22 protein-coding genes and 2 tRNA genes are annotated in these 22,575 nt (G+C 55.1%); 7 read left to right on the top strand and 17 right to left on the bottom strand.

The annotated features are described in order from the left end of the window. Window positions 1–71: 71 nt before the first annotated feature. A complete protein-coding gene (locus FHR99_RS01280) occupies window positions 72–1,526 on the top strand; it encodes a coniferyl aldehyde dehydrogenase (protein WP_183408737.1) in 1,455 nt (484 codons plus the stop codon). A gap of 110 nt (window positions 1,527–1,636) precedes the next feature. Here FHR99_RS01280 and FHR99_RS01275 read toward each other — a convergent pair. After that, a tRNA-Asp gene (locus FHR99_RS01275) sits at window positions 1,637–1,713 on the bottom strand. 22 nt (window positions 1,714–1,735) lie between these two features. Beyond that, window positions 1,736–1,811, bottom strand: a tRNA-Val gene (locus tag FHR99_RS01270). A 197-nt stretch (window positions 1,812–2,008) separates the two neighbouring features. On the opposite strand from FHR99_RS01270, the gene queD reads away from it, so the two are divergent. The 3 genes from queD to FHR99_RS01255 all read left to right on the top strand — a co-directional run bounded on the left by queD (window position 2,009) and on the right by FHR99_RS01255 (window position 5,041). Further along, on the top strand, window positions 2,009–2,362 hold the full coding sequence (gene queD, locus FHR99_RS01265; RefSeq protein WP_183408736.1) for a 6-carboxytetrahydropterin synthase QueD: 354 nt from the start codon (window positions 2,009–2,011) through the stop codon (window positions 2,360–2,362). A 575-nt stretch (window positions 2,363–2,937) separates the two neighbouring features. After that, window positions 2,938–4,152, top strand: a complete 1,215-nt coding sequence (locus FHR99_RS01260) for an OprO/OprP family phosphate-selective porin (RefSeq protein ID WP_183408735.1) — start codon at window positions 2,938–2,940, stop codon at window positions 4,150–4,152. Window positions 4,153–4,252: 100 nt separating this feature from the next. Further along, window positions 4,253–5,041 (top strand): enoyl-CoA hydratase/isomerase family protein, encoded by a 789-nt coding sequence (locus tag FHR99_RS01255; protein WP_183408734.1) that lies wholly within the window; start codon window positions 4,253–4,255, stop codon window positions 5,039–5,041. 53 nt (window positions 5,042–5,094) lie between these two features. Here the strand turns inward: FHR99_RS01255 and FHR99_RS01250 are convergent, their stop codons facing one another. The 4 genes from FHR99_RS01250 to tsaB are packed head-to-tail and all read right to left on the bottom strand — an operon-like array spanning window position 5,095 to window position 8,813. Further along, window positions 5,095–6,393, bottom strand: coding sequence for a M18 family aminopeptidase (locus FHR99_RS01250; protein WP_183408733.1), 1,299 nt, complete (start codon window positions 6,391–6,393; stop codon window positions 5,095–5,097). Beyond that, window positions 6,393–7,298: an NAD(P)-dependent oxidoreductase gene (locus FHR99_RS01245; protein ID WP_183408732.1), complete on the bottom strand. Its 906-nt coding sequence runs from the start codon at window positions 7,296–7,298 to the stop codon at window positions 6,393–6,395. The genes FHR99_RS01250 and FHR99_RS01245 overlap by 1 nt, the downstream gene beginning before the upstream one ends. 9 nt (window positions 7,299–7,307) lie before the next feature. Then, entirely contained in the window at window positions 7,308–8,111 is an 804-nt protein-coding gene (locus FHR99_RS01240) for an undecaprenyl-diphosphate phosphatase (RefSeq protein ID WP_183408731.1), read from the bottom strand. A gap of 36 nt (window positions 8,112–8,147) precedes the next feature. Further along, window positions 8,148–8,813, bottom strand: coding sequence for a tRNA (adenosine(37)-N6)-threonylcarbamoyltransferase complex dimerization subunit type 1 TsaB (gene tsaB / locus FHR99_RS01235; protein WP_183408730.1), 666 nt, complete (start codon window positions 8,811–8,813; stop codon window positions 8,148–8,150). Window positions 8,814–8,908: 95 nt separating this feature from the next. On the opposite strand from tsaB, the gene mobA reads away from it, so the two are divergent. Beyond that, a complete protein-coding gene (gene mobA, locus FHR99_RS01230; protein ID WP_183408729.1) occupies window positions 8,909–9,502 on the top strand; it encodes a molybdenum cofactor guanylyltransferase MobA in 594 nt (197 codons plus the stop codon). A 57-nt stretch (window positions 9,503–9,559) separates the two neighbouring features. Here mobA and FHR99_RS01225 read toward each other — a convergent pair whose 3' ends face one another. From FHR99_RS01225 to adk, 3 genes are all read right to left on the bottom strand, one after another. After that, window positions 9,560–10,324, bottom strand: coding sequence for a hypothetical protein (locus tag FHR99_RS01225; RefSeq protein WP_183408728.1), 765 nt, complete (start codon window positions 10,322–10,324; stop codon window positions 9,560–9,562). Between the two features lie 171 nt (window positions 10,325–10,495). Next, window positions 10,496–11,464 carry a ferrochelatase gene (hemH, locus tag FHR99_RS01220; protein WP_183408727.1) on the bottom strand — a complete coding sequence of 323 codons (969 nt, stop codon included), beginning with the start codon at window positions 11,462–11,464 and terminating at the stop codon, window positions 10,496–10,498. A gap of 104 nt (window positions 11,465–11,568) precedes the next feature. Continuing rightward, window positions 11,569–12,213 (bottom strand): adenylate kinase, encoded by a 645-nt coding sequence (adk, locus tag FHR99_RS01215; RefSeq protein WP_183408726.1) that lies wholly within the window; start codon window positions 12,211–12,213, stop codon window positions 11,569–11,571. 247 nt (window positions 12,214–12,460) lie between these two features. Here adk and FHR99_RS01210 point away from each other — a divergent pair, with 247 nt between their 5' ends. Beyond that, the gene (locus FHR99_RS01210; protein ID WP_183408725.1) at window positions 12,461–12,793 is read left to right on the top strand and encodes a type 1 pili tip component; all 333 of its coding nucleotides are present in this window, start codon (window positions 12,461–12,463) and stop codon (window positions 12,791–12,793) included. Here FHR99_RS01210 and mazG read toward each other — a convergent pair. Genes mazG through cysM form a run of 3 tightly spaced genes read right to left on the bottom strand, consistent with a single transcriptional unit; the run spans window position 12,790 to window position 16,776 of the window. Then, the gene (mazG, locus tag FHR99_RS01205) at window positions 12,790–13,593 is read right to left on the bottom strand and encodes a nucleoside triphosphate pyrophosphohydrolase (protein WP_183408724.1); all 804 of its coding nucleotides are present in this window, start codon (window positions 13,591–13,593) and stop codon (window positions 12,790–12,792) included. The two genes, FHR99_RS01210 and mazG, sit on opposite strands and share 4 nt — an antisense overlap. Next, on the bottom strand, window positions 13,594–15,825 hold the full coding sequence (gene relA, locus FHR99_RS01200; RefSeq protein ID WP_183408723.1) for a GTP diphosphokinase: 2,232 nt from the start codon (window positions 15,823–15,825) through the stop codon (window positions 13,594–13,596). A gap of 39 nt (window positions 15,826–15,864) precedes the next feature. Further along, window positions 15,865–16,776, bottom strand: a complete 912-nt coding sequence (gene cysM / locus FHR99_RS01195; protein WP_183410071.1) for a cysteine synthase CysM — start codon at window positions 16,774–16,776, stop codon at window positions 15,865–15,867. Between the two features lie 129 nt (window positions 16,777–16,905). On the opposite strand from cysM, the gene FHR99_RS01190 reads away from it, so the two are divergent. Continuing rightward, a complete protein-coding gene (locus tag FHR99_RS01190) occupies window positions 16,906–19,515 on the top strand; it encodes an ATP-binding protein (protein WP_183408722.1) in 2,610 nt (869 codons plus the stop codon). Between the two features lie 6 nt (window positions 19,516–19,521). Here the strand turns inward: FHR99_RS01190 and acpS are convergent, their stop codons facing one another. From acpS to FHR99_RS01165, 5 genes are read right to left on the bottom strand one after another with little or no spacing between them, the layout of a single operon-like run. Beyond that, window positions 19,522–19,899 carry a holo-ACP synthase gene (gene acpS / locus FHR99_RS01185; protein WP_183408721.1) on the bottom strand — a complete coding sequence of 126 codons (378 nt, stop codon included), beginning with the start codon at window positions 19,897–19,899 and terminating at the stop codon, window positions 19,522–19,524. Beyond that, complete coding sequence (recO, locus tag FHR99_RS01180) at window positions 19,896–20,621, bottom strand: DNA repair protein RecO (protein ID WP_183408720.1); 726 nt, start codon at window positions 20,619–20,621, stop codon at window positions 19,896–19,898. Before recO ends, acpS begins: the two co-directional genes overlap by 4 nt. A 1-nt stretch (window position 20,622) precedes the next feature. Then, window positions 20,623–21,516 (bottom strand): GTPase Era, encoded by an 894-nt coding sequence (era, locus tag FHR99_RS01175; protein ID WP_183408719.1) that lies wholly within the window; start codon window positions 21,514–21,516, stop codon window positions 20,623–20,625. Continuing rightward, window positions 21,513–22,190 (bottom strand): ribonuclease III, encoded by a 678-nt coding sequence (gene rnc / locus FHR99_RS01170; RefSeq protein WP_183408718.1) that lies wholly within the window; start codon window positions 22,188–22,190, stop codon window positions 21,513–21,515. Before rnc ends, era begins: the two co-directional genes overlap by 4 nt. Continuing rightward, entirely contained in the window at window positions 22,190–22,567 is a 378-nt protein-coding gene (locus FHR99_RS01165) for a DUF4845 domain-containing protein (protein WP_183408717.1), read from the bottom strand. The genes rnc and FHR99_RS01165 overlap by 1 nt, the downstream gene beginning before the upstream one ends. Window positions 22,568–22,575: the final 8 nt, after the last annotated feature.

The following is a 22,575-nucleotide window of genomic DNA, read 5'->3' as shown; positions in this document are numbered from 1 at the left end:
CAAGGCCAGATCAGCATAGCATGTGTGCACATATAACAACCAAGCCGATACTTGGCCAGAAAGGAGTTGAGATGAGCAATCTAGCCACCGCCACCACGGCGTCTGAACAGCCGTCTACCGAAAGCAAAACTTCCCGTCTTGACGACGTTTTTGCGCGTCAAAAACAGGCATCCCGTCAGGCGGCCTACCCCAGTCTGCAAGAGCGCATCGCGCACCTCGATCGACTAGCCAGCCTGCTGGAAGACAATCAGGATGCAATTGCCGAGGCGATCAGCGCCGATTTTGGTAATCGCGCGGCTCAAGAATCCAAGGTACTGGAGATTTTCGGCCTGATCAGCGGCTGCCATTACACGCGCAAACGCCTGAAGAAGTGGATCAAACCGCAGAAGCGTCACGTAGGCATGGCCTTCTTTGGCGCGAAAAATATCGTTATCCCCCAACCCAAGGGTGTGGTTGGCATTGTCACTCCGTGGAATTACCCACTGTTTCTCGCTCTTAGCCCTGCAATCAGCGCGCTGGCCGCCGGCAACCGCTGCATTATCAAGATGGCGTCCAACTCCCAGACGCTAGCGCGCCTGATGGACAAGCTGATCAGTGAAGCCTTTGACGATTCGGTGTTGTGTGTCATTCCGGGCGTATCAGCACAGGATTTTACCGATCGCCCCTGGGACCATCTGATCTTCACCGGATCACCTGCTACCGGTAAAACCGTCATGGCCACCGCAGCCAAACACCTGACGCCCGTCACCCTGGAACTCGGTGGCAAATCCCCCACCATCGTGGCCGAAGACTACCCCCTCGACACGGCTGCAGAGCGCCTCCTATTTGGCAAATACCTCAATGCCGGCCAGACCTGTGTGGCACCGGATTATGTCTTTGTGCCCCGCAGTAAAGTCGAAGCTTTTGTTGCAGCCGCCAAAAAAGTTCTGCAGCAGCGCTATCCGCGCCTCGATACACCTGATTACACCTCAATCATCGACGAGAAATCTTACCAGCGCCTGAAGCAGACACTGGACGACGCAACGGCAAAAGGTGCCAAGGCCATCAACTTGCTGGACCAGGCCGCCAATGACGACAGCCTGCGCAAAATAGCGCCGCACGTGGTGTGCGATGTAGATGGCGATATGACGATTATGCAGGAGGAAATCTTTGGCCCGCTGCTGCCGATCAAACCTTACGACTCCATTGACGAAGTGATCGAGTACATCAACAGCAATGAGCGGCCACTGGCACTCTATCTATACAGCAACAACAAAAAGCTGCAGGACAAGGTTATCTACAACACGCTTTCCGGCGGCATGTGCCTGAACGACAGCGTGGTACACGTTGCCCAGCACGACATGCCCTTTGGCGGCGTCGGCAACAGCGGCATGGGCCACTATCACGGGTATGAAGGGTTCGTGGAGTTCTCGAAAATGCGCCCCATCTTCAAACAGGGCCCGATGAGCGGACTACTGATGATGGCCCCACCCTACGGCGACTTTTTCGACAAGATGTATCGAATGATGATTAAGCTGAAGCTGTAGAGGAATTAATGGCCTGCGCCACAAACGCAGGCCTGCTCTATCAAGCCTGCAGAGGCAGGAATTACAGGCATAAAAAAACCCGCTCAATGGCGGGCTTCTTTATTTTGTGTTGGCGGACCGGACGGGACTCGAACCCGCGACCTCCGGCGTGACAGGCCGGCATTCTAACCAACTGAACTACCGGTCCGCTTCACAAAAAGCTCGTTATATGGTGGGTGGTGACGGGATCGAACCGCCGACCCTCTGCTTGTAAGGCAGATGCTCTCCCAGCTGAGCTAACCACCCCCCGAACGAGTGGTGCGCATTCTACCGGAAACCCGGTGCGTGTCAAACGCTAATCTGAAGTTTTTTAAAGTTTTTTGAAAGCTGCTTAAATGCTGCGCAATTCGACCGTTATTTGAGCATTTTCAGGGAATTAGCTGTGCCTGTACAAGCCGCAGACAGAGCATTACCATAGCCGCGAATTGGATCAGGAACCCGCCGTGGACGTTTTCAAGGAATTTACATTTGAAGCCGCACATCGACTGCCGAATGTGCCTGTCGGGCATAAATGCAGCCGACTGCACGGCCACAGTTTTCACGTGCGTCTAACCATCAGCGGCGACCTTGATCCCACGCGGGGCTGGATCATGGACTTCTCGGATATCAAAGCCGTCTTTAAACCCGTCTACGACCGCCTGGACCACCACTACCTCAATGACATTCCAGGCCTGGAAAATCCAACCAGCGAAAATCTCGCCATCTGGATCTGGAATGAGGTTAAGCCTCTGCTGCCCCAACTGAGTGCGGTCGAAATTCGCGAGACCTGCACCAGTGGGTGTGTCTACCGCGGCTGAGATGCACACCCCACTCTTCTGTGCAATAAGTGTTACCCCGTAACATCACTATTTCCCGTATTTCGCGGTATGTGCGGTAACACGTTACAAAACAGTGCACCGATGGGTAACATTTATTCACAAGCCAACGGCTTGCCGAAAAATTGTGCACCGATTCGAGGCCAGCTGCTAATAAATATCCAGAAAAATACGTATCTTATTGTTTTTAATGGATATTTAAATTGTGTCGAATTTTTATCCAATTTGCTGAAAGGCGCATTCCACCGCTGGTAGACGGAGAATTCGACATTTTACCCACTGACTTATCCACAGATTCTGTGGAAAACATAATTTAAGTTTCACAGGCTGAGCCGCTTGACAGCCCCACAAAATGACGTTTAAAAAACACGTCAATGACACCAAGGTGTCATTTAAATGAAGAAACTCACTTATTTTAATAATACTGAAACATTTCATTCACATAATGGCGCCCAAGTCTGGAGCCCACAGCCCCATTCCAAAACGTGAAACACGCATGACCTTGCTGCGTCCACAACGCTCGGGTCTATAACCAAAATGATTCTGGAGACTGTGCAATGAAACAAAAACTGCTGGCCCTGTCGATTGCCGCCCTGTCCGGCGCAGCATTTGCCGGAACGGTAACGACCGAAGGCGACGATCTGGTTATTGGCTCAAAGGGTGACCTGAGCATTGCAACCAAGGATGGCGATTTCAGCTTCGCTATTGATGGGCGCATGATGTGGGATACTGACTATTACAGTGGCGTGCACCACAACTCGTCAAGCCACTCAGACCCGGGCAGCAACGCCTTTGGCAGTGAACTCCGCCGTTCTCGCTTGGCCTTCAAGGGCACCGTTTACAGTGATTGGCACTATAAGTTTCAGTACACCTTCAATGCCAACAGTGGTGAGAAAAACCAACTTGAAGATGCCTATATTAAGTACACTGGCTGGGATTTTGCTGACATCACCGTAGGTAAATACAAGTTCCCCTTCGGCCTTGAGGAGCTGGTCAGCTCCAAACACATTTCCACAATTGAGCGCTCAGCAATGGTTGAGTTCGTCAGAGCCGGTCGTAGCGAGCAGAATATTCAGCTCAGCAACGGCGGAAAAAACTACAGCTGGGCATTCGGACTGTATGAGGGCGAACAAGACGAGAATGGTAGCGAGCTCTACAATCTCGTGGGCAGAGCCACTTTTGCTCCTATCGTCACAGACAACCAGGTTTTTCATCTGGGCGCGGCGGTATTTAAATCGGATATCGATGATGCAAACCCGGTAGAAGTTAAGTTTACTGAGCGCCTGAGTGTTCACACCGCAGATAAAATCAATCTGGCCAACACACTCAATGCCAATGACCATATTCAATACGGCCTTGAAGCCGCCTGGATGACCGGTCCCTTCTCGCTGCAGTCAGAGTACGTCAGCTCAACCTGGGAAGACGACACTAACGAAGTGGAATACAGCGGTTACTACGTGCAAGGCACCTGGACTCTGACCGGCGAATCTCGCAGCTACAAAGCCAAGAAAGGTATCTTCGACAAGATCAGCCCGAAAGGCGCCAACGGTGCCGTTGAGCTGGTTGCCAAGTTTGAGCACGGAGAAATCGACGACGACCGCACCGGTGCGGTTGAAAACGCCTTCGACAACGTGACTGTCGGTGTGAACTGGTACGTGAACAAAAATGTTCGTTTGTCTGCCAACTACATCATGACCGAGCTGGATGAAGACGATGCCAACGGCGAAGACGATGGCAATGCCTTCTCTACCCGTCTGCAACTGATCTGGTAAGCCCTTTCGATCCGGCAGGCAACTGCCGGATCTCTTGACCCCTGCCATCGGCTCCTCTAGTCTCGCCTGCTTCTATTGATACGATCGTGAGACAACGGCCATGAGCACCTACAACACGCTGACCCTTGAAGAATCCAATGGCGTCGCCACCCTGACCCTGAACCGTCCCGATGCGGCCAATGCCCTGAATGTAGAGCTGGCGCGCGAGCTGATGCAGGCCGCCATTGAAATCAGTGAATCTGCCACTATCCGCGCACTGATTCTCACCGGTAACGGTAAGCTGTTCTGCGCTGGTGGAGATATTCAAGCCTTTGCCGAGGCTGGAGATCAGGTGGGCGGCGTGATTAAAGAAATCACCGCTTATCTGCACGCTGCCATTTCACGGCTGACGCGCATGAATGCACCCGTTATCGTTGCGGTAAATGGCGCGGCGGCGGGAGCGGGCTTCAGTCTGGCCCTGATCGGCGATATTGTACTTGCCGCCGAATCAGCGAAATTCACTATGGCTTATACGGGTATCGGTGCCAGCCCCGACGGCAGTTCGACGTATTTTCTGCCCCGCCTGATTGGTCTGCGTCGCACTCAGGAACTGATGCTGACCAACCGCCGCCTGACCGCAGCGGAAGCCGAGGACTGGGGCATGGTAACGCGCGCGGTTGCCGACGACGAATTGATGGCAGAGGCCAGCAAGATGGCCGCCCAATTAGCCGCTGGACCGCGTCTGTCTCATGGCATGGTGAAAAAACTGCTGGCCTCAACCTTTAACGAGAGTCTCGAGACTCAAATGGAACTGGAGTCACAGGGTATCGCCAGCGTGATGAATACAGCTGATGGGCGTGAAGGCATTGAGGCCTTCAAGGGTAAACGCAAACCCGAATTCAAGCTCTGATAGCCTATCTGCTCATCTGAGTCCGCAGTCGCGGACTCAGATAACGCCTCCCTTCATACCTCCGGCAGGGTTTCGCAGGCCATAAAGTGCCGAGCCACCTTGGCCAGACCGTGCGCATCGCTACTTCCTGCCAACTCCCGACAGGAGTGCATGGCAAAAGTCGGCACACCAATATCCACGGTTCGCACGCCCAGCTCCGAAGACGTAATCGGGCCAATAGTGCTACCACACCCCATATCGCTGCGAATCACAAACTGCTGAACCGGCACATCGCAGGCTTTGCAGAACGCACTAAACAGCGTATTGGTCTCACTGGTGCTGGCGTAACGCTGATTCGCATTAATTTTGATAACAGGCCCCGCATTCAGCAAAGGGCCGTGATTATTGTCATGGCGATCCGCATAGTTCGGATGAACACCGTGGGCATTGTCCGCCGATACCATCAGCGAGCGATTGATCGCACGCTCAAAGTCTTCATAACTGCCCACAATGCGCTTGAGGATGGCTTTAAGCATCGGGCCCTGCGCGCCAATGGCGGACTGACTGCCAACCTCTTCATGATCATTGCAGACCAGTACGCTGTGTGTCGCGTCGCCGGCAGCGAGCAAACCAGCCAGCCCAACGTAACAGGACAGCAGGTTATCCAGTCGAGCGCTGGCAATAAATTCATTGCGCCAACCTACCTGTGCCGGCGCTTGGGTGTCGAACAGACTGAGATCAAAGTCCACCACTTCATTGGCTACTGCGTAGCCACTGCCGCGCAGATGCTCAAGCAAGAGGCTCTGCAGATCCGTATCGCCTTCGTTGTGACAGACAATCGGCGGCATATCGGTCTGCGGATTCACCGTGCGCGAGTTATTGGCTTCGCGATCCAGATGAATCGCCAGACTGGGAATAATCGCGATCGGTCGTTTTAAGTTGATGAGACAGCGTCGATGTTTGCCCTCAGACGTTTTAAAGTGCACTCGCCCCGCCAAGGAAAGATCCCGGTCAAACCACGGGTTTAACAGCGCACCGCCATACACCTGCACGCCCCACTGCCGATAGCCTTTCTTTTCCAAATCCGCATGGGGTTTGAGTTTCAGACAAGGGCTATCCGTGTGCGCCCCCCACAGCCGCCAGCCTCCGTCCAGCAGCGGCTTCTGCCCATAAACAAAGGCCACCAGGCTAGACTGGTTTCGCTGCACATAATACTTACCCCCCGGTTTCAACTGCCAGGCATCAGCCTCATTGAGCTCCGTGAAACCGGCTTCGACCAGTCGCCTACTCATTTCGGCGACCGCGTGAAAAGGGGTTGGGCTGGCCTCAAGAAAGGCCAGCATGTCTTCATTAAATGCGTTCTGTTCGATCATCAAGACGTCCGCGAAAGGTTTTCCAGGCGGGCCAGCAGACTGGAGGTATCCCAGCGCGCACCGCCCAGCGATTCAACTTCACTGTAGAACTGATCCACCAGCGCTGTGACCGGTAGATGGCTTTTATTGCGCCGGCCTTCCGCCAGCGCGTAATTGAGATCCTTGCGCATCCATTCCACCGCGAAACCGAAGTCGTACTGACCTTCAATCATCGTCTGGTAGCGGTTTTCCATTTGCCAGGATTGGGCAGCGCCCTTGGAAATCACATCGACGACTTCCGCCGGGTCAAGGCCAGCTTTTTTGGCAAACTGAATGCCTTCTGCCAAACCCTGTACCAGCCCGGCAATACAAATCTGGTTAACCATTTTGGTCAGCTGCCCGGCTCCTACCTCACCGAGTCGGCGGGCACGCTTTGCGTAGCATTCGAGTACCGGCAGCAATTCATCACAATCCTTTTCTGCTCCACCCATCATGATCGTCAGGGCGCCGTCTTCGGCCCCCTTCTGACCACCGGAAACCGGTGCATCCACAAACCGGACACCCGCTTCTGTCGCCGCTACGCCCATGCGACGGGCCAGCTCCGCTGAAGTCGTGGTGTGATCACACAACAGCGAGCCCGACTTCATGGCGTTCAACACGCCACCTTCTCCTGTCAGTATCGCTTCAACATCTTCATCGGCGCCGAGACAGCAGAACACCATATCCGCGTCTTTCACCGCCTCTGCCGGCGTTTCCGCTCGCTGCCCCGCATAATGTTCGGTCCAACGACTGGCCTTATCCGCACTGCGATTAAAAACCGTCACCTCATGGCGCGCGGCTAGGTGCCCGGCCATGGGAAAACCCATCACGCCAAGACCAATAAACGTGGTTTTCAATGAACCCGGTTGGGGATCTTTCTGAGTCATCTGTTTGCCCTAAAGTTGGCTGTAGGCAGTAGCAAAAATCGCAGCCGCCAGCAGCACTCGATACACCGCAAACGGTACCAGACCGATGCGTTCAACCCAACGCATAAACCAGCCGATGCATAAAAATGCCGTAACCCCGGACAGGGCCATGGCGCTGAGGAGTACAGCCCAGTCAATCGCATTACCCGCACCGAACAGATCCAGGGATTTAAGCAGTGCCGCACCGGAAATCACGGGAATCGACAGAAGAAAAGAAAAGCGGGAGGCTTCTACCAGACTCAAGCCGAGAAACGCCGCGGCGGTAATCGTGATCCCGGAGCGAGACGTGCCGGGCACCAGTGCCAAGGCCTGAGCAAAGCCGATAATCAGAACCATGGCTAATGTCAGATCACGACAGCGTTTGTCCGCCGCGAAGCGCTGAGCAAAGCCCAGCAGAATGCCAAAGACCAGCGTGGTCGTTCCCAGCACCCAAGCTGTTCGTAAATGGACCTCGATCAGATCATCGAGCAAAAGCCCCAGAATGACGGCCGGCAGTGTTCCCACAATGACCCACCAGGCCAGACGACTGTTATCCGTAGCTTGGCGCGAGCCCAGGCTTTTCAACCACGCCATTAGCAGCTCAACAATATCCTTGCGAAAATACAGCACCACCGCCAGCAGAGAGCCGAAATGCACTGCCACATCGAAAGCCAGGCCCTGATCCTGCCAGCCGAGCAGTGCCGCGGGCAAAACCAGATGCCCGGAACTGGAAACCGGCAGAAACTCGGTTAGCCCCTGAACAACAGCCAGAATAAGTGCCTGCAATAGATCCATCAGGGGTGATCCCTCAAAATTATGTGAAAGGTTAAATCAACGCCAGGCGACGTCGTCTCTCAGATAGCTCGGGATGGCCTGCTCCACACTGACGGCGTTTCCATCCTTCAGCGCGACGGCGCCAAGCTCGGCAACCGCGCCACCGCGAGCCAATAGTTCGGCATCCTGAACGCCACTCACGCCTGAAAGTCGATCGCCATAGCTCAGACCGGAGCCAACCACATACTGTGCCTGCTCACCCGGCAGCATCGCCTCCGGCGCGCTCAGTTGCTCAGTCTGAAACGCTTGAGCGATTCCGTTAACCACGCGGTATTGGCACCAGTAGATTTCGTCCATCCGCGCATCAACGCAACTGGTAATAACCTCGCCATCCGCCAATGACCACCGGCTTTTCGCGGTCTGCGCCAGAGCCTGCAAACTCGATACGGGAATACAGGGCAACTCACTCGCCAGCGCCAGCCCTTGCACCACCGCCGCACAAACCCGCAAGCCGGTAAACGAGCCAGGGCCACGCCCAAAGGCGATACCATCGAGTGCACTCAATCGCAGACCGCCCTCGGCCAGCAACGCATCGACCATGGGAAGAATGTGCTGGGTGTGGGACTTCGGCAAAATTTCGTGCTTCTCCAACAACTCTCCCTGCCGCAATAGCGCCAGCGAGCAGGCATCGGCCGAAGTTTCAATTGCCAGCAACGTGGCCATCCGGGAGCTCCCCACTTACAATACCAACAGATAAAACGATAATTTTTAGCGGGCGAATCATACCACAGCACCCACTTTCCGGCAGACGCAAACCCATGGCAGCAACACCATCGATGTCACCTCACCAACAGCTCGACGCGATTATTCTTGCCGGCGGCGAAGGTCGTCGAGTCGGCGGACGAGACAAGGGCTTGCTTGATTGGCAGGGTAAACCGCTTATCGCGTGGGTTATAGAGTGTATTGCGCCACAGGTGAAGCAGGTATACATCAGCGCCAATCGCAATATCGAAGCCTACGCGGCCTTTGGCTATGCCGTGCACACGGACCAGTCGAATGACTTTCGCGGCCCACTGGCCGGCATTGCCGCCTGTGCCGCGCACTGCAGCAGTGATTGGGTTCTGGTCGTTCCCTGTGACTGCCCCGCCTTGCCGAATGAACTTGCGGAGAAACTGCTGGCGACGGCAGTGAGCGAATCACTAGAAGCCAGCTACGCCGTGGATGAGGCGCGCGCCCACTTTCTCTGCGCCGTTTTTCAAAAACAAGCCTTGGAAGGCCTGAAAACCCGGCTGCAGGGGGACGATTTGAGTGTGAAAGGCTGGCTTAAAACGCTGCGGTGCAAACCGACAGCATTTGCAGGAATGAAGGACGCTTTCCTGAATCTCAATACTCTGGAAAGCAAAAGGCGGTAACTGCCGAGCAGCTACCGCCTCTGATCTTATTTCACCGTCTGTATTCCTACAGAACGATTACTTAGCCTTACGCTTCGCCGGGGCTCTTTTCTTAGCTGCGGTTTTACGCTTGGCTGGCGCCTTTCTGACGGCCTTTTTCTTAGCAGCTGCCTTCTTGGCTGGAGCTTTCTTTGCAGCTGCTTTTTTCGGAGCCGCTTTACGCTTGGCAGCAGCCTTGCGTTTTTTCGGCGCCGCTTTTTTAGCAGCTTTCTTCTCAGCAGCCTTAGCTTTGGCTTCCAGCTTCTTGGCAGCCTGCTTATGCTTGGTTGTCAGTTTACGCGTAATAGACGCCAGCTTCTTCTTGTTGGCAGCTGTGCGCTTCTTGCGCCAACGAGCCTGGAAGGCTGACAACGCTTTTTTCAGGTCAGCTTCGGTTTTATCGTCCAGCGCTTTAGCGCGCTCAGCGACTTTATCCTTAACTGCCTGCTCAGAGGCTTTAATCTTGGCTTCAACCTGAGCTTTCGACAGGCTCAGCTTGGCTTTAGCCATTGCCTCACGCGATTTACGCATTTTTTCATTGGCACGCTTCACAGCGTTGCCAGCGCGTTTTGCAGCATTCTTGTCAGTTTTCTTACCTGACTTGGCTGCTTTCGCTTTTGCCGCGGTTGCCGCGTTTTTAGCAGTCGCTACAGCTTTGCGATCTGCCTCTACGGCTTTGGTTGCTTTTGTAAGAGCGGCTTCTGCTTTCTTAACTGCCGGCGTGGTTGTTACAGCTTTCCGCGCTCGTTTCTTGGCAGGAGCCTTTCTTGTTTTTGCTTTCGCTTTTGCTTTTTTAACGGCCATTTTTTTTCTCCTCGACACGCATCAACAGAAACTGTCGAAATCAAAATAGCACATAAATTAAACAACAGCCAAGAAATCAACAGAAAAATCAGTGGATTCCAAATAAATTCTGATTACTTTGTTCACGTTTCGACTGTAAATCGAACGCGCGAGTTTGCTCGCGCATTCAATTTAATGTGACGAGAGCTTTCTTTTTATTATGTCTGTGAAAAACCCCACGTGCTTTTCGGAATCATTCAGGCAGGGAATATAAGAAAAGCTTTCGCCACCGTTTTCATAGAAAATTTCGGCCGCTTCAGTGTCGAGCTCTTCCAAGGTTTCGAGGCAATCCGCAGCAAACGACGGTGCGATAACATCGACACTTTTCACCCCGCTTTTAGCTAGCTCCGCCACGGTTTTATCGGTATAGGGCTGCAGCCATTCCGCTTTGCCCAATCTAGATTGATAGGTCATCAGCCACTGATCGCTGTTCAATCCCAGCGCCTTTGCCAGACTTTCGGCGGTTTCCTGACAGTGTTGCTGGTAAGGATCACCAAGGTCGACATTGCGCTTGGGAATACCGTGAAATGACATGAGCAGACGGTCCGACTGACCGTGCGTCTGCCAGTGAGCGCGCACGCTGTCTGCCAAAGCCTCAATATAGGCTTGCTCATCATGATAATTACGCAGCCACGACCACTGCGGTATATCGCGACGCCCCATAAAGTAACGCGCGACCGCATCCATAGCGGCTGCGGTTGTGGTGGCGGAATACTGGGGGTAAAGCGGAACAAAATAGAACTCTTTTGCGCCCTTCGCTTCCAATTCTTCGATCACTTCAACCAGACCGGGTTTGCCGTAGGTCATCGCCAGCTCTACCGCGATGTCCTGACCCAGTTTTTCCTGAATACCCGCCACCAGCCGCTGACTAAACAGGCGCAAGGGGGAATCTCCCATTGCCCATAGGGGTTGGTACTTTTTAGCCACCTTCGGTGAACGAAATGGGAGGATGATGAGGTTCAGAATGAGCCACCAGATTGGGCGCGGCACTTCAACGACCCGGCGATCCGAGAGGAAATCTTTCAGAAATGCCCTGACCCCCGCACTGTCCGGATTATCCGGTGTGCCGAGATTAATCAGTATGACGGCCTTTCCACTCATGCTTTCCCCCAATGTGATTAGCTGGATGAATTATTTGCGCCGACCATTATACCGGCAAAAAAAAAGCGCCGACCGGCGCTTTACGAGAGTTCAGTGCAAAGGGATCAACCCAGAGCACTCAACACGCGCTGTTTGATTTCATCGACGCTACCAACCCCTTCTACACGGGCGTAGCTTGGCGCATCGGCACCACTCAGCTGCTGGTAAAAATCCACCAGAGGTTTGGTCTGCTCGTGATAAACCGATAGACGCTTGCGAACCGTATCTTCCTGATCGTCCTCGCGCTGAACCAGCGCTTCACCGGTCACATCGTCAACACCCTCCTGCTTCGGCGGATTGTTGACGACGTGGTAGGTACGTCCCGAGGCCTCGTGGACGCGACGGCCACTCATGCGCGATACGATTTCTTCGTCAGCAACCGCAATTTCCAGAACCTTGTCGATGGTAACACCGGCCTGCTGCAGGGCTTCAGCCTGAGGAATCGTACGAGGGAAGCCATCAAACAGGAAACCGTTGGCGCAATCCGCTTCCTTTATACGCTCTTTCACCAGGGCAATAATGATGTCATCAGACACCAGACCACCGGAGGTCATAACTTCCTTAACCTGAAGGCCCAGCTCGGATTCTGCCTTGACGGCAGCCCGCAGCATATCGCCAGTCGAGATCTGCGGAATGGCAAAATGCTCGCAGATAAACTGTGCTTGAGTGCCTTTCCCTGCTCCTGGCGGCCCCAACAAAATAACGCGCATGGTTCGCTCCAAAGGTAGTGTAACCGGGTTGCGGGCTGGAGGGCGCCCGCAAAAAGAGGCGACAAGATACACAGCAAGCCGCCTGAGCACAACCCCGTGGCCGGCCACAACCGCCACCGCACGGGAGGTTGAGCGGCCCTCCTTATCCGGAAATCCACCTATTTTGCCCACATTTTCCTTGCGAAAAACGCGAATTGGGCTCTATGATGAAAGTGAGCGTTTTGCTTGTCTCAACTCGGAAGGTTCTATGGAAATCAAAGAGCTGCTCGATCTTTGGGAAGATACTGCAAGAGCTGAATTGACCAAAGATGTGTTCGAAGTTCGCCTGCCTCTAGAAGAGGCCTCCAAGCTTCAAGCCCTGGCGGAACTCTATCCGCTTCGTTCTGTTGAAGAAATCATCACTGACCTGTTATCCGCCTCATTGGCGGAAGTCGAACGTACATTACCCTATGTACGTGGCAGTGCTGTGGTGTCTCACGACGAACTGGGTGATCCGCTGTATGAGGATATCGGGCCGACGCCCCGCTATCGCTCGCTGCTGCAGAAGCATCTGGCGAACTACAAAACAGCCGGCCATTAGTCGGCGTTTTTAAGGGCCTTTTTGGCCTGCTCCCACAGCGACTCGAGGGTTGCGGGGGACAGCTCCCCCAAGGATTTATCAGAGAGCTGTTCCATCTGCTGAAATCGCGCCTCGAACTTGCGGTTTGCCGCGCGCAGTACGGTTTCAGCGTCCAACCCAAGGTGGCGGGCGAGATTGACGACCACAAAAATCAGGTCGCCCATTTCTTCGGCCTGATGATCCTTATCTCCGCTGGCAATCGCTTCAGCCAGCTCGGCCCGCTCTTCGTCGAGTTTATCGAACACGCCGCCAACCGCTTGCCAGTCAAAACCGATGGTAGCGGCTCGCTTTTGTAGTTTTTGCGCGCGTTTCAGAGCAGGCAGTGCCGTTGGAATGTCATCAAGCACGCCATTTTGGGCTTTGGCGGCGCGCTCTTCCGCTTTGATCTCTTCCCAACGCCGCTTGATCTCGGCTTCATCAATCGCACGCCCATTCGTTGGTTTATCGAGCTCGCCTTCCGGGAAGACATGGGGGTGGCGGCGCAGCAGTTTGCTGACAATGGCATCGGTTACCTCACTAAAGGTGAAATCACCCGCCTCTTCTGCCAGCTGGCTGTAAAACACAACCTGAAACAGCACGTCGCCCAGTTCCTGACGGATCTGTTCTGTGTCGCCGGACTCGATGGCATCGATTAACTCATAGCATTCTTCGAGGGTATGCGGCGCGATGGTCTGGTAGGTCTGTTTAAGGTCCCAGGGGCAACCGTGCTCCGGGTCGCGCAGGCAGCGCATCAGGGTTCGCAGGTCATCCAGACTATACATTTACAACTCGCTGATCCGTCTGACCGCGGCGACGTTGGGCAGCCCGTTGAGTTTGGCAAACAGGTTGGCCAGTTCTGCCAGACCCGGTACCTCAACCCGCAAGGTCATCGATGCGATATGACTCTTAACATCGGTGTCGGTCGACATGGAAATCACATTGATATGCTCGTTGCTCAGCAGGAAAGTAATATCCCGCAGTAGCCCCTGACGGTCATATGCCTCAATGGCAATATCCACCGGATAGGTTTCGGTTTTCCGCCCGGCCCAGCTAACCTCGACAATACGCTCAGGTTCTACCGCCTGCAGATGCAGCAGTTTTTTGCAGTCCTGGCGGTGAATGCTGACACCCCGGCCGACAGTAATATAGCCAACGATGGCTTCACCCGGCAGCGGTTTGCAGCACCCGGCAATGTGGGTCAACAGGTTGCCCACCCCGCTGATGCTGATATCTCCGGAACCGTCGCTGTTTGACGGCGCCACCGTCTGCAATATGGGTTGCTTGGGTGTTTCCCGCCCCAACAGCGCATGGGCGGTTTTGATCACTTGCATGGAGCTCAGGTCACCCGCGCCAACCGCCGCATACATGTCGTCGACGCTCGCACAGTTCAAGCCATTGGCGATGGTCTTGTAGTCGACGCTGGTTAAGCCGAGGCGTTTGAACTCTTTCTCCAGCAGGTAACGACCGGCCAGCACATTGTCTTCCTTGGCCTGCTGCCGGAACCAATGCTGAACCTTGGTTCGCGCGCGGGAGGTTTTCAGGTAGCCCAGATTGGACTGCAGCCAGTCTCGGCGCGGGGCGTTTTCCTTGCCCGTCAGAATTTCCACCCGCTCGCCGGTCTGCAAAGTGTAGGTCAGCGGCACAATGCGGCCGTTAACTTTCGCTCCTCGACAGCGATGCCCCACCTCAGTATGAATGTGGTAGGCAAAATCCAGCGGTGTCGATCCGTATTTCAGATTGACCACGTGTCCATCTGGCGTGAAGACGTAAACCCTGTCCTGTGCCTGCTGCAGGTGTTCGGAAATATCGAGGCTGTCGCCGCTTTCCTCGTGCCAGTCCAGCACCTGACGCAGCCACGCAATCTTTTCTTCGTAGCCGATGGTGTTCTTGCTGGAACCGTCTGCGCCCTTGTAGCGCCAGTGCGAACAGACCCCGAACTCGGCCTCTTCGTGCATGCTTTGGGTTCGAATCTGCACTTCGAGTACCTTACCCATAGGCCCGATTACCGCGGTATGCAGTGAGCGGTAGCCGTTTTCTTTCGGGTTAGCGATGTAATCGTCGAATTCGTTGGGAATATTGCGCCAGAGGCCGTGAATCACGCCCAGCACGGTGTAGCAGGATTTTATATCAGGCACCAGAATACGCACCGCACGAATATCGTATACCTGAGAAAACCCGATACCCTTGCGCTGCATTTTGCGCCAGATACTGTAGATGTGCTTGGCTCGGCCGACGATCTCCGCCTCTACACCCTCTTTCTCCAGCGCACTGGAAATCAACGCGAGCGCTTCATCGATGTAGCGCTGTCGATCCAGTCGCTTTTCATCCAGCAGCTTGGCGATTTTTTTGTAGGCCAGCGGTTGAAGGTAGCGAAAGCTGAGATCCTCAAGCTCCCACTTGATATGACCGATACCCAGTCGATGCGCCAGCGGTGCGTAGATATCGAAGACTTCGCGTGCAACCCGGTAGCGCTTTTCAGGCTTGTTTTTAACGGCGCGTATTGCGGAGGTCCGTTCCGCCAGCTTGATCAGGGCCACCCGCACATCATCTACCAGTGCGACCAACATTTTACGGATGGTTTCACTTTGTGCCTCGGACTGGCCGAGTATCTGGGAGTCGTGCTGGGAGGCGTTCATCACGGTAATGGCAGCCATGCGCTGCACACCGTCAATCAGCTTGTGAACTACCGCTCCGTAGCGCTTTTCTACCTCGGCGAGATCCAGCCGGCCCTCACGCACGGAACGGTAGAGGGCAGCGGCCACCAGCGCATCCTGATCCAGATGCAGGTCGGACAGGATCTCCACCATCTCAAGGGCGGTGAAAAAGCTCGCCATCGGCAGTGTATTGTTGTGGGATGAGCCGGTACGGCGGGCACATTCAGCGCTAAGCTCACAGGCGCTGATCAGTACGCCGATATCGACTTCCTTCTCATTGACCCCGAGCCTTTTGGCCCAGGCCTGCAGGTCAACTTCACCATCGGCCGCCAGAGGGTAGTCTTCGCGTACTTTTACCATGATGAGACCATTCGCTGTTCAGTCAGACGTCGCCGAGGCTCAGGCCCGTTGCCCTGACAGCGCCTCGTTAAAGACGCCCGTCGACAGATAACGGTCACCTCGGTCGCAGACAATGGCAACGATAATGGCGTTCTCAACCGTTTCCGACAGACGCAGCGCACCTGCTACCGCACCGCCCGACGAAACGCCGCACAATATTCCTTCTTCGGCGGCAAGACGTCGCATGGTCACTTCCGCCGTCTTCTGATCCATGTCGATAATGCGATCAACCCGCGCCGCGTCGTAAATCTTGGGCAGGTAAGCTTCAGGCCAGCGCCGAATTCCCGGAATAGACGAACAATCATCTGGCTGCAAGCCAACGATTTCGATGGCTGGATTTTTCTCTTTCAAATAGCGGGACACGCCCATGATGGTGCCTGTCGTCCCCATCGAGCTGACAAAATGGGTGATCTGGCCATCTGTCTGCTGCCAGATTTCGGGGCCGGTACCGGTGTAGTGAGCCTCAGGGTTATCCGCATTGCCGAATTGATCGAGCACCACGCCTTTGCCCTCATCCTGCATTTTCAGCGCCAGATCCCGCGCGCCTTCCATGCCCTCCTCCTGAGTCACTTCCACTAGCTCGGCGCCATAGGCGGCCATGGCCAGCTTACGCTCCAGACTCATGTGACTCGGCATAATCAGAACCATGCGATAGCCCTTGATGGCGGCCGCCATGGCCAGCGCAATACCGGTATTGCCGCTGGTAGCTTCGATCAGCGTGTCGCCCGGCTTGATATCACCGCGCTGCTCTGCGCGATTGATCATGCTCAACGCCGGCCGATCCTTGACCGAACCCGCCGGATTGTTGCCCTCGAGTTTGACCAGAATCTTGTTACTGGTATTGCCGGGCAGGCGTTGCAGGCGCACCAGCGGTGTGCCGCCGACAAAATGCTCAATGGTAGGAAATTCAATCATGTACTGCGCCAGATACCTTATTTGAGGCGGGTATTATAGGTGGATTTACGCGGAAGAGTTGGGCATATTCACACTCACTATCCGCTGCCCGCGAAGTTTACCATTAATGCAAGGCGCCCGCTTCCAATGCCCAAGCTAGCCATCCGCCAGCAGATCATGGTACTGGCAATCCTGCCCTTCCTGCTGGTTGCGGGTGGCACCGGGCTGTTTCTGCTGAAAAGCTACCTGACGGAGGTTCACCACCTCGACGAAACACTGGCGGAACGCTCGGCCCGCCTGCTGGCCCGGCATGCCGCGGCCGCGCTGCGCCAGGGTGACTCAGAAGGCCTTGACGACCTTCTTGCCAGCAGCTTCGACCGGCAGACCGTGGGTGCCGGCCTGTTGGACATGGACGGGAACTGGCTTGGACAGCGCGGTGCGCCGATCAAACCCAATCTTAGCCTGCCCTTCGAGCGCGGCAGCCCGGTCTGGCACGAGCAGCAGTTAACCGCCTATTGGCCGGTCTATCGCTACGACCATACCGATCTCTCGCCGACATCCGGCACCGAGCCTGCGCAGCTGGGTTGGGCCGTTATCACCTCCAGCCACAATCACTTTCTTCAGGCCCGCTACGGCGTTATCGCACTCAGTCTGGTATGGCTATTGTTGAGTCTTTTGCTGGTGGTTTACCTCGGCGGCCGCCTGACCCGAAATTTCGACAACTCCATCAAGCAGACCCACCAGCTACTCAGCAACCTCGATCAGCACGACTGGAGTACCCGCCTGCCCCATTCAAAGAATCGCGACTGGCAGCTTCTGTTTAGCGCAATCAATGAGCTGGCTCATCGCACCCAGCAACATCTGCGGCAGCTGAAAAACGAAGTCGAGCACAGTAATCAGGATCTGCAGCGCACACTGGAAAGCCTTGAAATCAGCAATATGGAGTTGGCACTGGCCCGGGAAGAAGCCCTGTCGGCCAGCCAGTCCAAATCGGAGTTTCTGGCCAACACCAGTCATGAGGTGAGGACGCCGCTAACGGGCATACTTGGCTTCTGCAACGTGTTGCTGCAATCAGAAACCAATCCCCGTCGCCGGGAATATATCGACACCATCAAACATTCCGCGGAGCACCTCCTGCGGGTACTGAATGACATTCTGGATCTATCCAAGATCGAGGCGGGCAAATTCTCACTCCAGTATCAGCCCTTCGATCTACTACCAGTGATTGAAGAAAGCGCCAGTCTGTTCTCCCAGCAGGCCGCCGACAAAGGCATTGAGCTCATTGTTGATGCGGAAGAACCGCTCCCACTTCGGGTCATGGGAGATTCTGCTCGTCTGAAACAACTGCTCACCAACCTGATCAGTAATGCGGTCAAATTTACCGACGCAGGGCAGGTTCTAATTCACCTGCGAGCCGAAGAGACCGAGTCAGGACTCATCAGCCTGAGCGTCATCGATACCGGGATCGGTATCAGCTCGCCGGAACAATCCAAGCTATTTCAGGCGTTCCAGCAACTGGATGGCACTGACACGCGCCAACACGGTGGGACCGGGCTTGGTCTGGCTGTAGTAAAACGGCTGACAGACCTGATGGGCGGGAGCATTCAGGTCAACAGTGAGCTCGGGCGCGGCGCACACTTTGAGGTTCGCCTGCCCTTAACACCGGAAACAACGAAAGCGCTCCCGGTAGAAGCTAAAGGCATTACCGTTCATATCTGGGAAGAAAATCCAGATGCCCGCCGTGCCCTGAGGCGCCGCCTCCGGGCGCATGCTTATGAGGTGGAAAGCCATGGTCAGTTGGAAGAGCTGTTAGCGATAACCGGAAGCGGCAATACACTAATTGCCGGCTTTGCCAGTCAGCACAGTTTTTCTGCCGCCGAAGCGCAGCTAACAGCCCACCCCGACGTCATTATTTTGCTGCCCAGTCTCGCCGGTGTGCTGGCGCGGCAAGACCACGTATTCCTGCAAAAGCCCTTGAGTGAGCGCAAATTGCTAGAGGCGCTGCAGGGGCGTGACGAACGCGCCGGACCGCAACCGGCCCCCACCAGCTCCGTGCTGGTTGTCGACGACAACGACAGTAACCGCCTGCTGCTCAGCGCGCTGCTGGAAGAACTCGGCACCAATGGCACACTGTGCGCCAGCGGTCGCGAGGCAGTCGCACTGTGCGAACATCAGTCTTACCCGCTGATCATCCTGGATCTTCAGATGCCGGATATGAACGGTACAGAAACGGCGCGCGCTATTCGCCAATGCGCCTTAAACAAGAACAGTTATCTGGTCGCCCTTTCGGCACATCTGCCGGATGAGAGCGAGTCCGCAGCGCTGGCGTTGTTCGACAGGGTACTGCTTAAGCCGATGACTCTGACAACCCTGGCACAGCTGCTGCAGGCTCACAGCGATGGCGAGGCCGTCGTCAGCCAAGCCCTCTGTATCGAACGCGCCAATCACCAACCTGAACTTGCCAAGGTCCTGTTGAAACGCTTTCTGTTCAGTCTGGAAGCAACCCGTGAAGAATGGAAAAGTGCCGTCAGTGAACGCGACAGCGAAGCGGTTCGGTCATTGACTCACCAACTGCTCGGCGCCTGCCGTTATGTGGGGGTACCGGCGCTTGAGCTGCAGATGGAAACGATTCAATCAGAGATCAATGAAGGTCTGACATCACAGGTCTGGAAGACCGCCGAGGAAAGCCTGAAGGCAATGGATGCACTATTGGCTTGGCACGCCGAAGAGACGGCCGACTCAACGAGTTTGGCCTGAGTTTAATCAGCGCTCAAGCACCACAAAGGCCTGCGCCAGATCCGATTCATCCGTCAGCGCAATATGACTGCTTGTAATACCCTGCCGTTTAATCGTCTCCGCCGCAGCCCCGTAGAATTGAAGCTCCGGTTTGCCCTGTTGGTTATTCAGCACCTCGATTTCACATAACCGGGCGTGCTCCCCAATGCCAACACCCAAGGCCTTGGCTGCGGCCTCTTTCGCTGCAAAGCGCTTGGCGAGATAACTCGGGTTACACCCCCTCGCTTCAAATTGCCGGCGCTCACCGGCAGATAACAGGCGTGCCAGAAAGCGCTCACCAAAGCGATTCCAGGTAGCCTCTACCCGTGCAATGTAAATTAGATCGGTTCCTATACCCACGATCACTGGTTTCGCCCTCTAAACAGTTCCCGACTTTTGAGAGGCTCACGCCCGATCAAGGGAACCAGCGCCTGCCGGCATACACTCTTCAACAAGCGAAGTTGTTCCGCGCGCCACTGTGGCAGGCCACTGTACTCATCCACACCCGCCGGCGAGAGCTCACGCAACTCTCGCCCCAGGAAATGGGGAGCCGATGGGGGTGCCACTTTGAACCCTCCCTCGGGATCGAGCTGGTAGGCCGTATCGTGTTCCAACTCCGGCCCAAAACTCAAACCATAGCCTAATTGTTCGAGCAGCGTCAGCTCATAAAAGCGCAGGATGGTTTCCAAGGTGCCCCGATCGCCGCTCGACCACTGCTCAAGCTGACTCAAGCTTTGAGCATAACTCTGCCACAAGCGCGGGTGCGGATCACAGCGATGAAGCGCTCTAAGGCTAAGCTCGTTCAAATACAGGGCTGCGTACAGGGCATCGCCTTTCAGGCTGCGGCGCTCGCGCACTTCTGCACTGGCCAGTGTTTTCAGGTCACCGCGACCGGTACAGCTGATGTCCAGCAACTGAAACGGCTGCAACACGCTGGCGCGCTCACGGGCCTTGGCGCTGGTACCCCGTGCACTGCGGGCAACCGCACCCAAACGCCCCTGATATTGCGTAAAGAGTTCGATGATCAGACTGGAATCCCTAAACGGGCGGTGATGAAGCAGGAAAGCAGGTTCGAAGTCCTGTTCCATCTTATTCGTCGTCGTAGCCCAGACTGCGCAGAGCGCGCTCGTCATCAGACCAACCGGATTTGATTTTGACCCACAAATTCAGCATCACTTTGCCATCAATGAGTTTCTCGATGTCCAGACGAGCCTCTCTCCCGATGGATTTCAGGCGCGAGCCACCTTTGCCTATCAGGATTTTCTTCTGGCCGTCACGCTCAACATAGATTGCAGCACTGATATGCGTCACACCGCGCTCAAGCTTGTACTGCTCAATCTCCACGGTCATTGCGTAGGGCAATTCATCGCCGAGTTGGCGAGTAATTTTTTCTCGGACAATCTCTGCCGTAAGAAAGCGCATGCTGCGGTCAGTAATTTGCTCTTCGTCGAAAAAGTGCGGACCTTCCGGCAAGTAGGCATCCAGCGTCTGCTCCAGCGCAGTCAGGTTATCTGCCCGCAGCGCCGACACCGGTACAACCTGCGCATAGTTATGCTCGCTGTTGCGCGCGGCAATGAAGGGTAGCAGCTCGGCCTTGTCTTCGAGCTTGTCGACTTTGTTGATAACCAGCAAAACGGGGCACTGGTAGTTCTTTAACTGCTCCAGCACCCAGGCATCTTCCTCGGTCCATCGCCCGGCTTCAATCACAAAGGCAATCACATCTACATCGCGCAGGCTGGTGGTAGCAGCCCGGTTCATATAGCGGTTAATGGCGCGCTTCTGACCGCGGTGCAGGCCGGGCGTATCAACATAGATCGCCTGGATCTGGTCACGGGTCTTAATCCCCAATACCCGGTGGCGGGTGGTCTGGGGCTTACGCGAGGTAATACTGATTTTCTGCCCCAGAATATGATTCAGCAGGGTAGATTTGCCCACATTGGGGCGACCGACAATCGCGATATATCCGCAACGGCTTTCTGTCATGATTTGCTCTGTAGTATGTCTAACATGGCCTGCGCTGCGGCCTGCTCTGCTTTCTTGCGAGACCCGGCACGCGCCTGCACCGGCTCCGGGTGCAGAGCGGTACGGCAACTCACTTCAAACTGCTGTTCGTGGGCCAACCCGGATTGTTCCACCAAACTATAGTCTGGCAACGCTTCTGCTCGGGCCTGCAGAAATTCCTGAAGCCGGGTTTTGGCATCTTTCAGTGCCTCCCCGGACGACAAGGATTCCATGCGCGCTTTAAACCATCGCTGCACGCAGTCGCGCGCGGTGGCGAAGCCGGCTTCGGTGTAAATCGCGCCGATTAGCGCCTCCACGACGTCAGCAAGTATGGAATCGCGGCGATGGCCACCGCTTTTAAGCTCACCACCACCAAGTAGAACGTAGTCGCCCAACTCAAATTCTCTGGCGACTTTGGCAAGGGTCGCGCCTTTTACAAGGCTGGCGCGCATTCTGCTTAATTCACCCTCTGGGGCAGAAGGAAAGTGCTGACTCAGCGCCTCGGCAATGACCAGACTCAATACCGCATCACCCAGAAACTCCAGCCGTTCATTGTTGTCTTTCCCGGCTGAACGATGGCGCAGTGCTCGCTCCAACAGGGCTGTGTCCTGAAACACATAGCCCAAGTGATTAGAGAGCTTGCGGTAGTCAGACATTAGCGACGCGGGATCTCGTAGACAAGATTGTCAAACTTAACCACCGCATCGATGTTGTAAATCAGCGGGACTCGCACTTCATAGCGTGCATCCATGATGATGACATTGCGCTCCGTCTTGAACTTGATATCTCTCAAGTCGATGGTCTCAATGCGGTTCGTAATAAACGCACCTTGCATGGACTTGCGAATCTCCGACGCGGTCATTTCCTTGGACGCTGGATCGTTCGCGGCATTTTTAACCACCTGCCGAATGGTCACATGATCCAAATAAATCGGGACCAGTCGGAACGCACACAAGCCCAGCAGGCCAGCGACCGAGATAATCACCGCCCACTGGATAATACCGAGGCCACGCTGTTTGTAAGGTAATTGCATCGTTGACT

Origin of the sequence: Litorivivens lipolytica (genome assembly GCF_014191715.1) — a bacterium.
Lineage (GTDB): Bacteria > Pseudomonadota > Gammaproteobacteria > Pseudomonadales > Spongiibacteraceae > Litorivivens > Litorivivens lipolytica.
This window is presented reverse-complemented; position numbering and strand designations above follow the sequence as displayed.

Coding starts and splice junctions, on each gene's coding strand:
- FHR99_RS01280 (WP_183408737.1), top strand. CDS start 72: ATGAGCAATCTAGCCACCGCCACCACGGCGTCTGAACAGCCGTCTACC.
- FHR99_RS01260 (WP_183408735.1), top strand. CDS start 2,938: ATGAAACAAAAACTGCTGGCCCTGTCGATTGCCGCCCTGTCCGGCGCA.
- FHR99_RS01255 (WP_183408734.1), top strand. CDS start 4,253: ATGAGCACCTACAACACGCTGACCCTTGAAGAATCCAATGGCGTCGCC.
- FHR99_RS01250 (WP_183408733.1), bottom strand. CDS start 6,393: ATGATCGAACAGAACGCATTTAATGAAGACATGCTGGCCTTTCTTGAG.
- FHR99_RS01245 (WP_183408732.1), bottom strand. CDS start 7,298: ATGACTCAGAAAGATCCCCAACCGGGTTCATTGAAAACCACGTTTATT.
- FHR99_RS01240 (WP_183408731.1), bottom strand. CDS start 8,111: ATGGATCTATTGCAGGCACTTATTCTGGCTGTTGTTCAGGGGCTAACC.
- tsaB (WP_183408730.1), bottom strand. CDS start 8,813: ATGGCCACGTTGCTGGCAATTGAAACTTCGGCCGATGCCTGCTCGCTG.
- mobA (WP_183408729.1), top strand. CDS start 8,909: ATGGCAGCAACACCATCGATGTCACCTCACCAACAGCTCGACGCGATT.
- FHR99_RS01225 (WP_183408728.1), bottom strand. CDS start 10,324: ATGGCCGTTAAAAAAGCAAAAGCGAAAGCAAAAACAAGAAAGGCTCCT.
- hemH (WP_183408727.1), bottom strand. CDS start 11,464: ATGAGTGGAAAGGCCGTCATACTGATTAATCTCGGCACACCGGATAAT.
- adk (WP_183408726.1), bottom strand. CDS start 12,213: ATGCGCGTTATTTTGTTGGGGCCGCCAGGAGCAGGGAAAGGCACTCAA.
- FHR99_RS01210 (WP_183408725.1), top strand. CDS start 12,461: ATGGAAATCAAAGAGCTGCTCGATCTTTGGGAAGATACTGCAAGAGCT.
- mazG (WP_183408724.1), bottom strand. CDS start 13,593: ATGTATAGTCTGGATGACCTGCGAACCCTGATGCGCTGCCTGCGCGAC.
- relA (WP_183408723.1), bottom strand. CDS start 15,825: ATGGTAAAAGTACGCGAAGACTACCCTCTGGCGGCCGATGGTGAAGTT.
- FHR99_RS01190 (WP_183408722.1), top strand. CDS start 16,906: ATGCCCAAGCTAGCCATCCGCCAGCAGATCATGGTACTGGCAATCCTG.
- recO (WP_183408720.1), bottom strand. CDS start 20,621: ATGGAACAGGACTTCGAACCTGCTTTCCTGCTTCATCACCGCCCGTTT.
- era (WP_183408719.1), bottom strand. CDS start 21,516: ATGACAGAAAGCCGTTGCGGATATATCGCGATTGTCGGTCGCCCCAAT.
- rnc (WP_183408718.1), bottom strand. CDS start 22,190: ATGTCTGACTACCGCAAGCTCTCTAATCACTTGGGCTATGTGTTTCAG.
- FHR99_RS01165 (WP_183408717.1), bottom strand. CDS start 22,567: ATGCAATTACCTTACAAACAGCGTGGCCTCGGTATTATCCAGTGGGCG.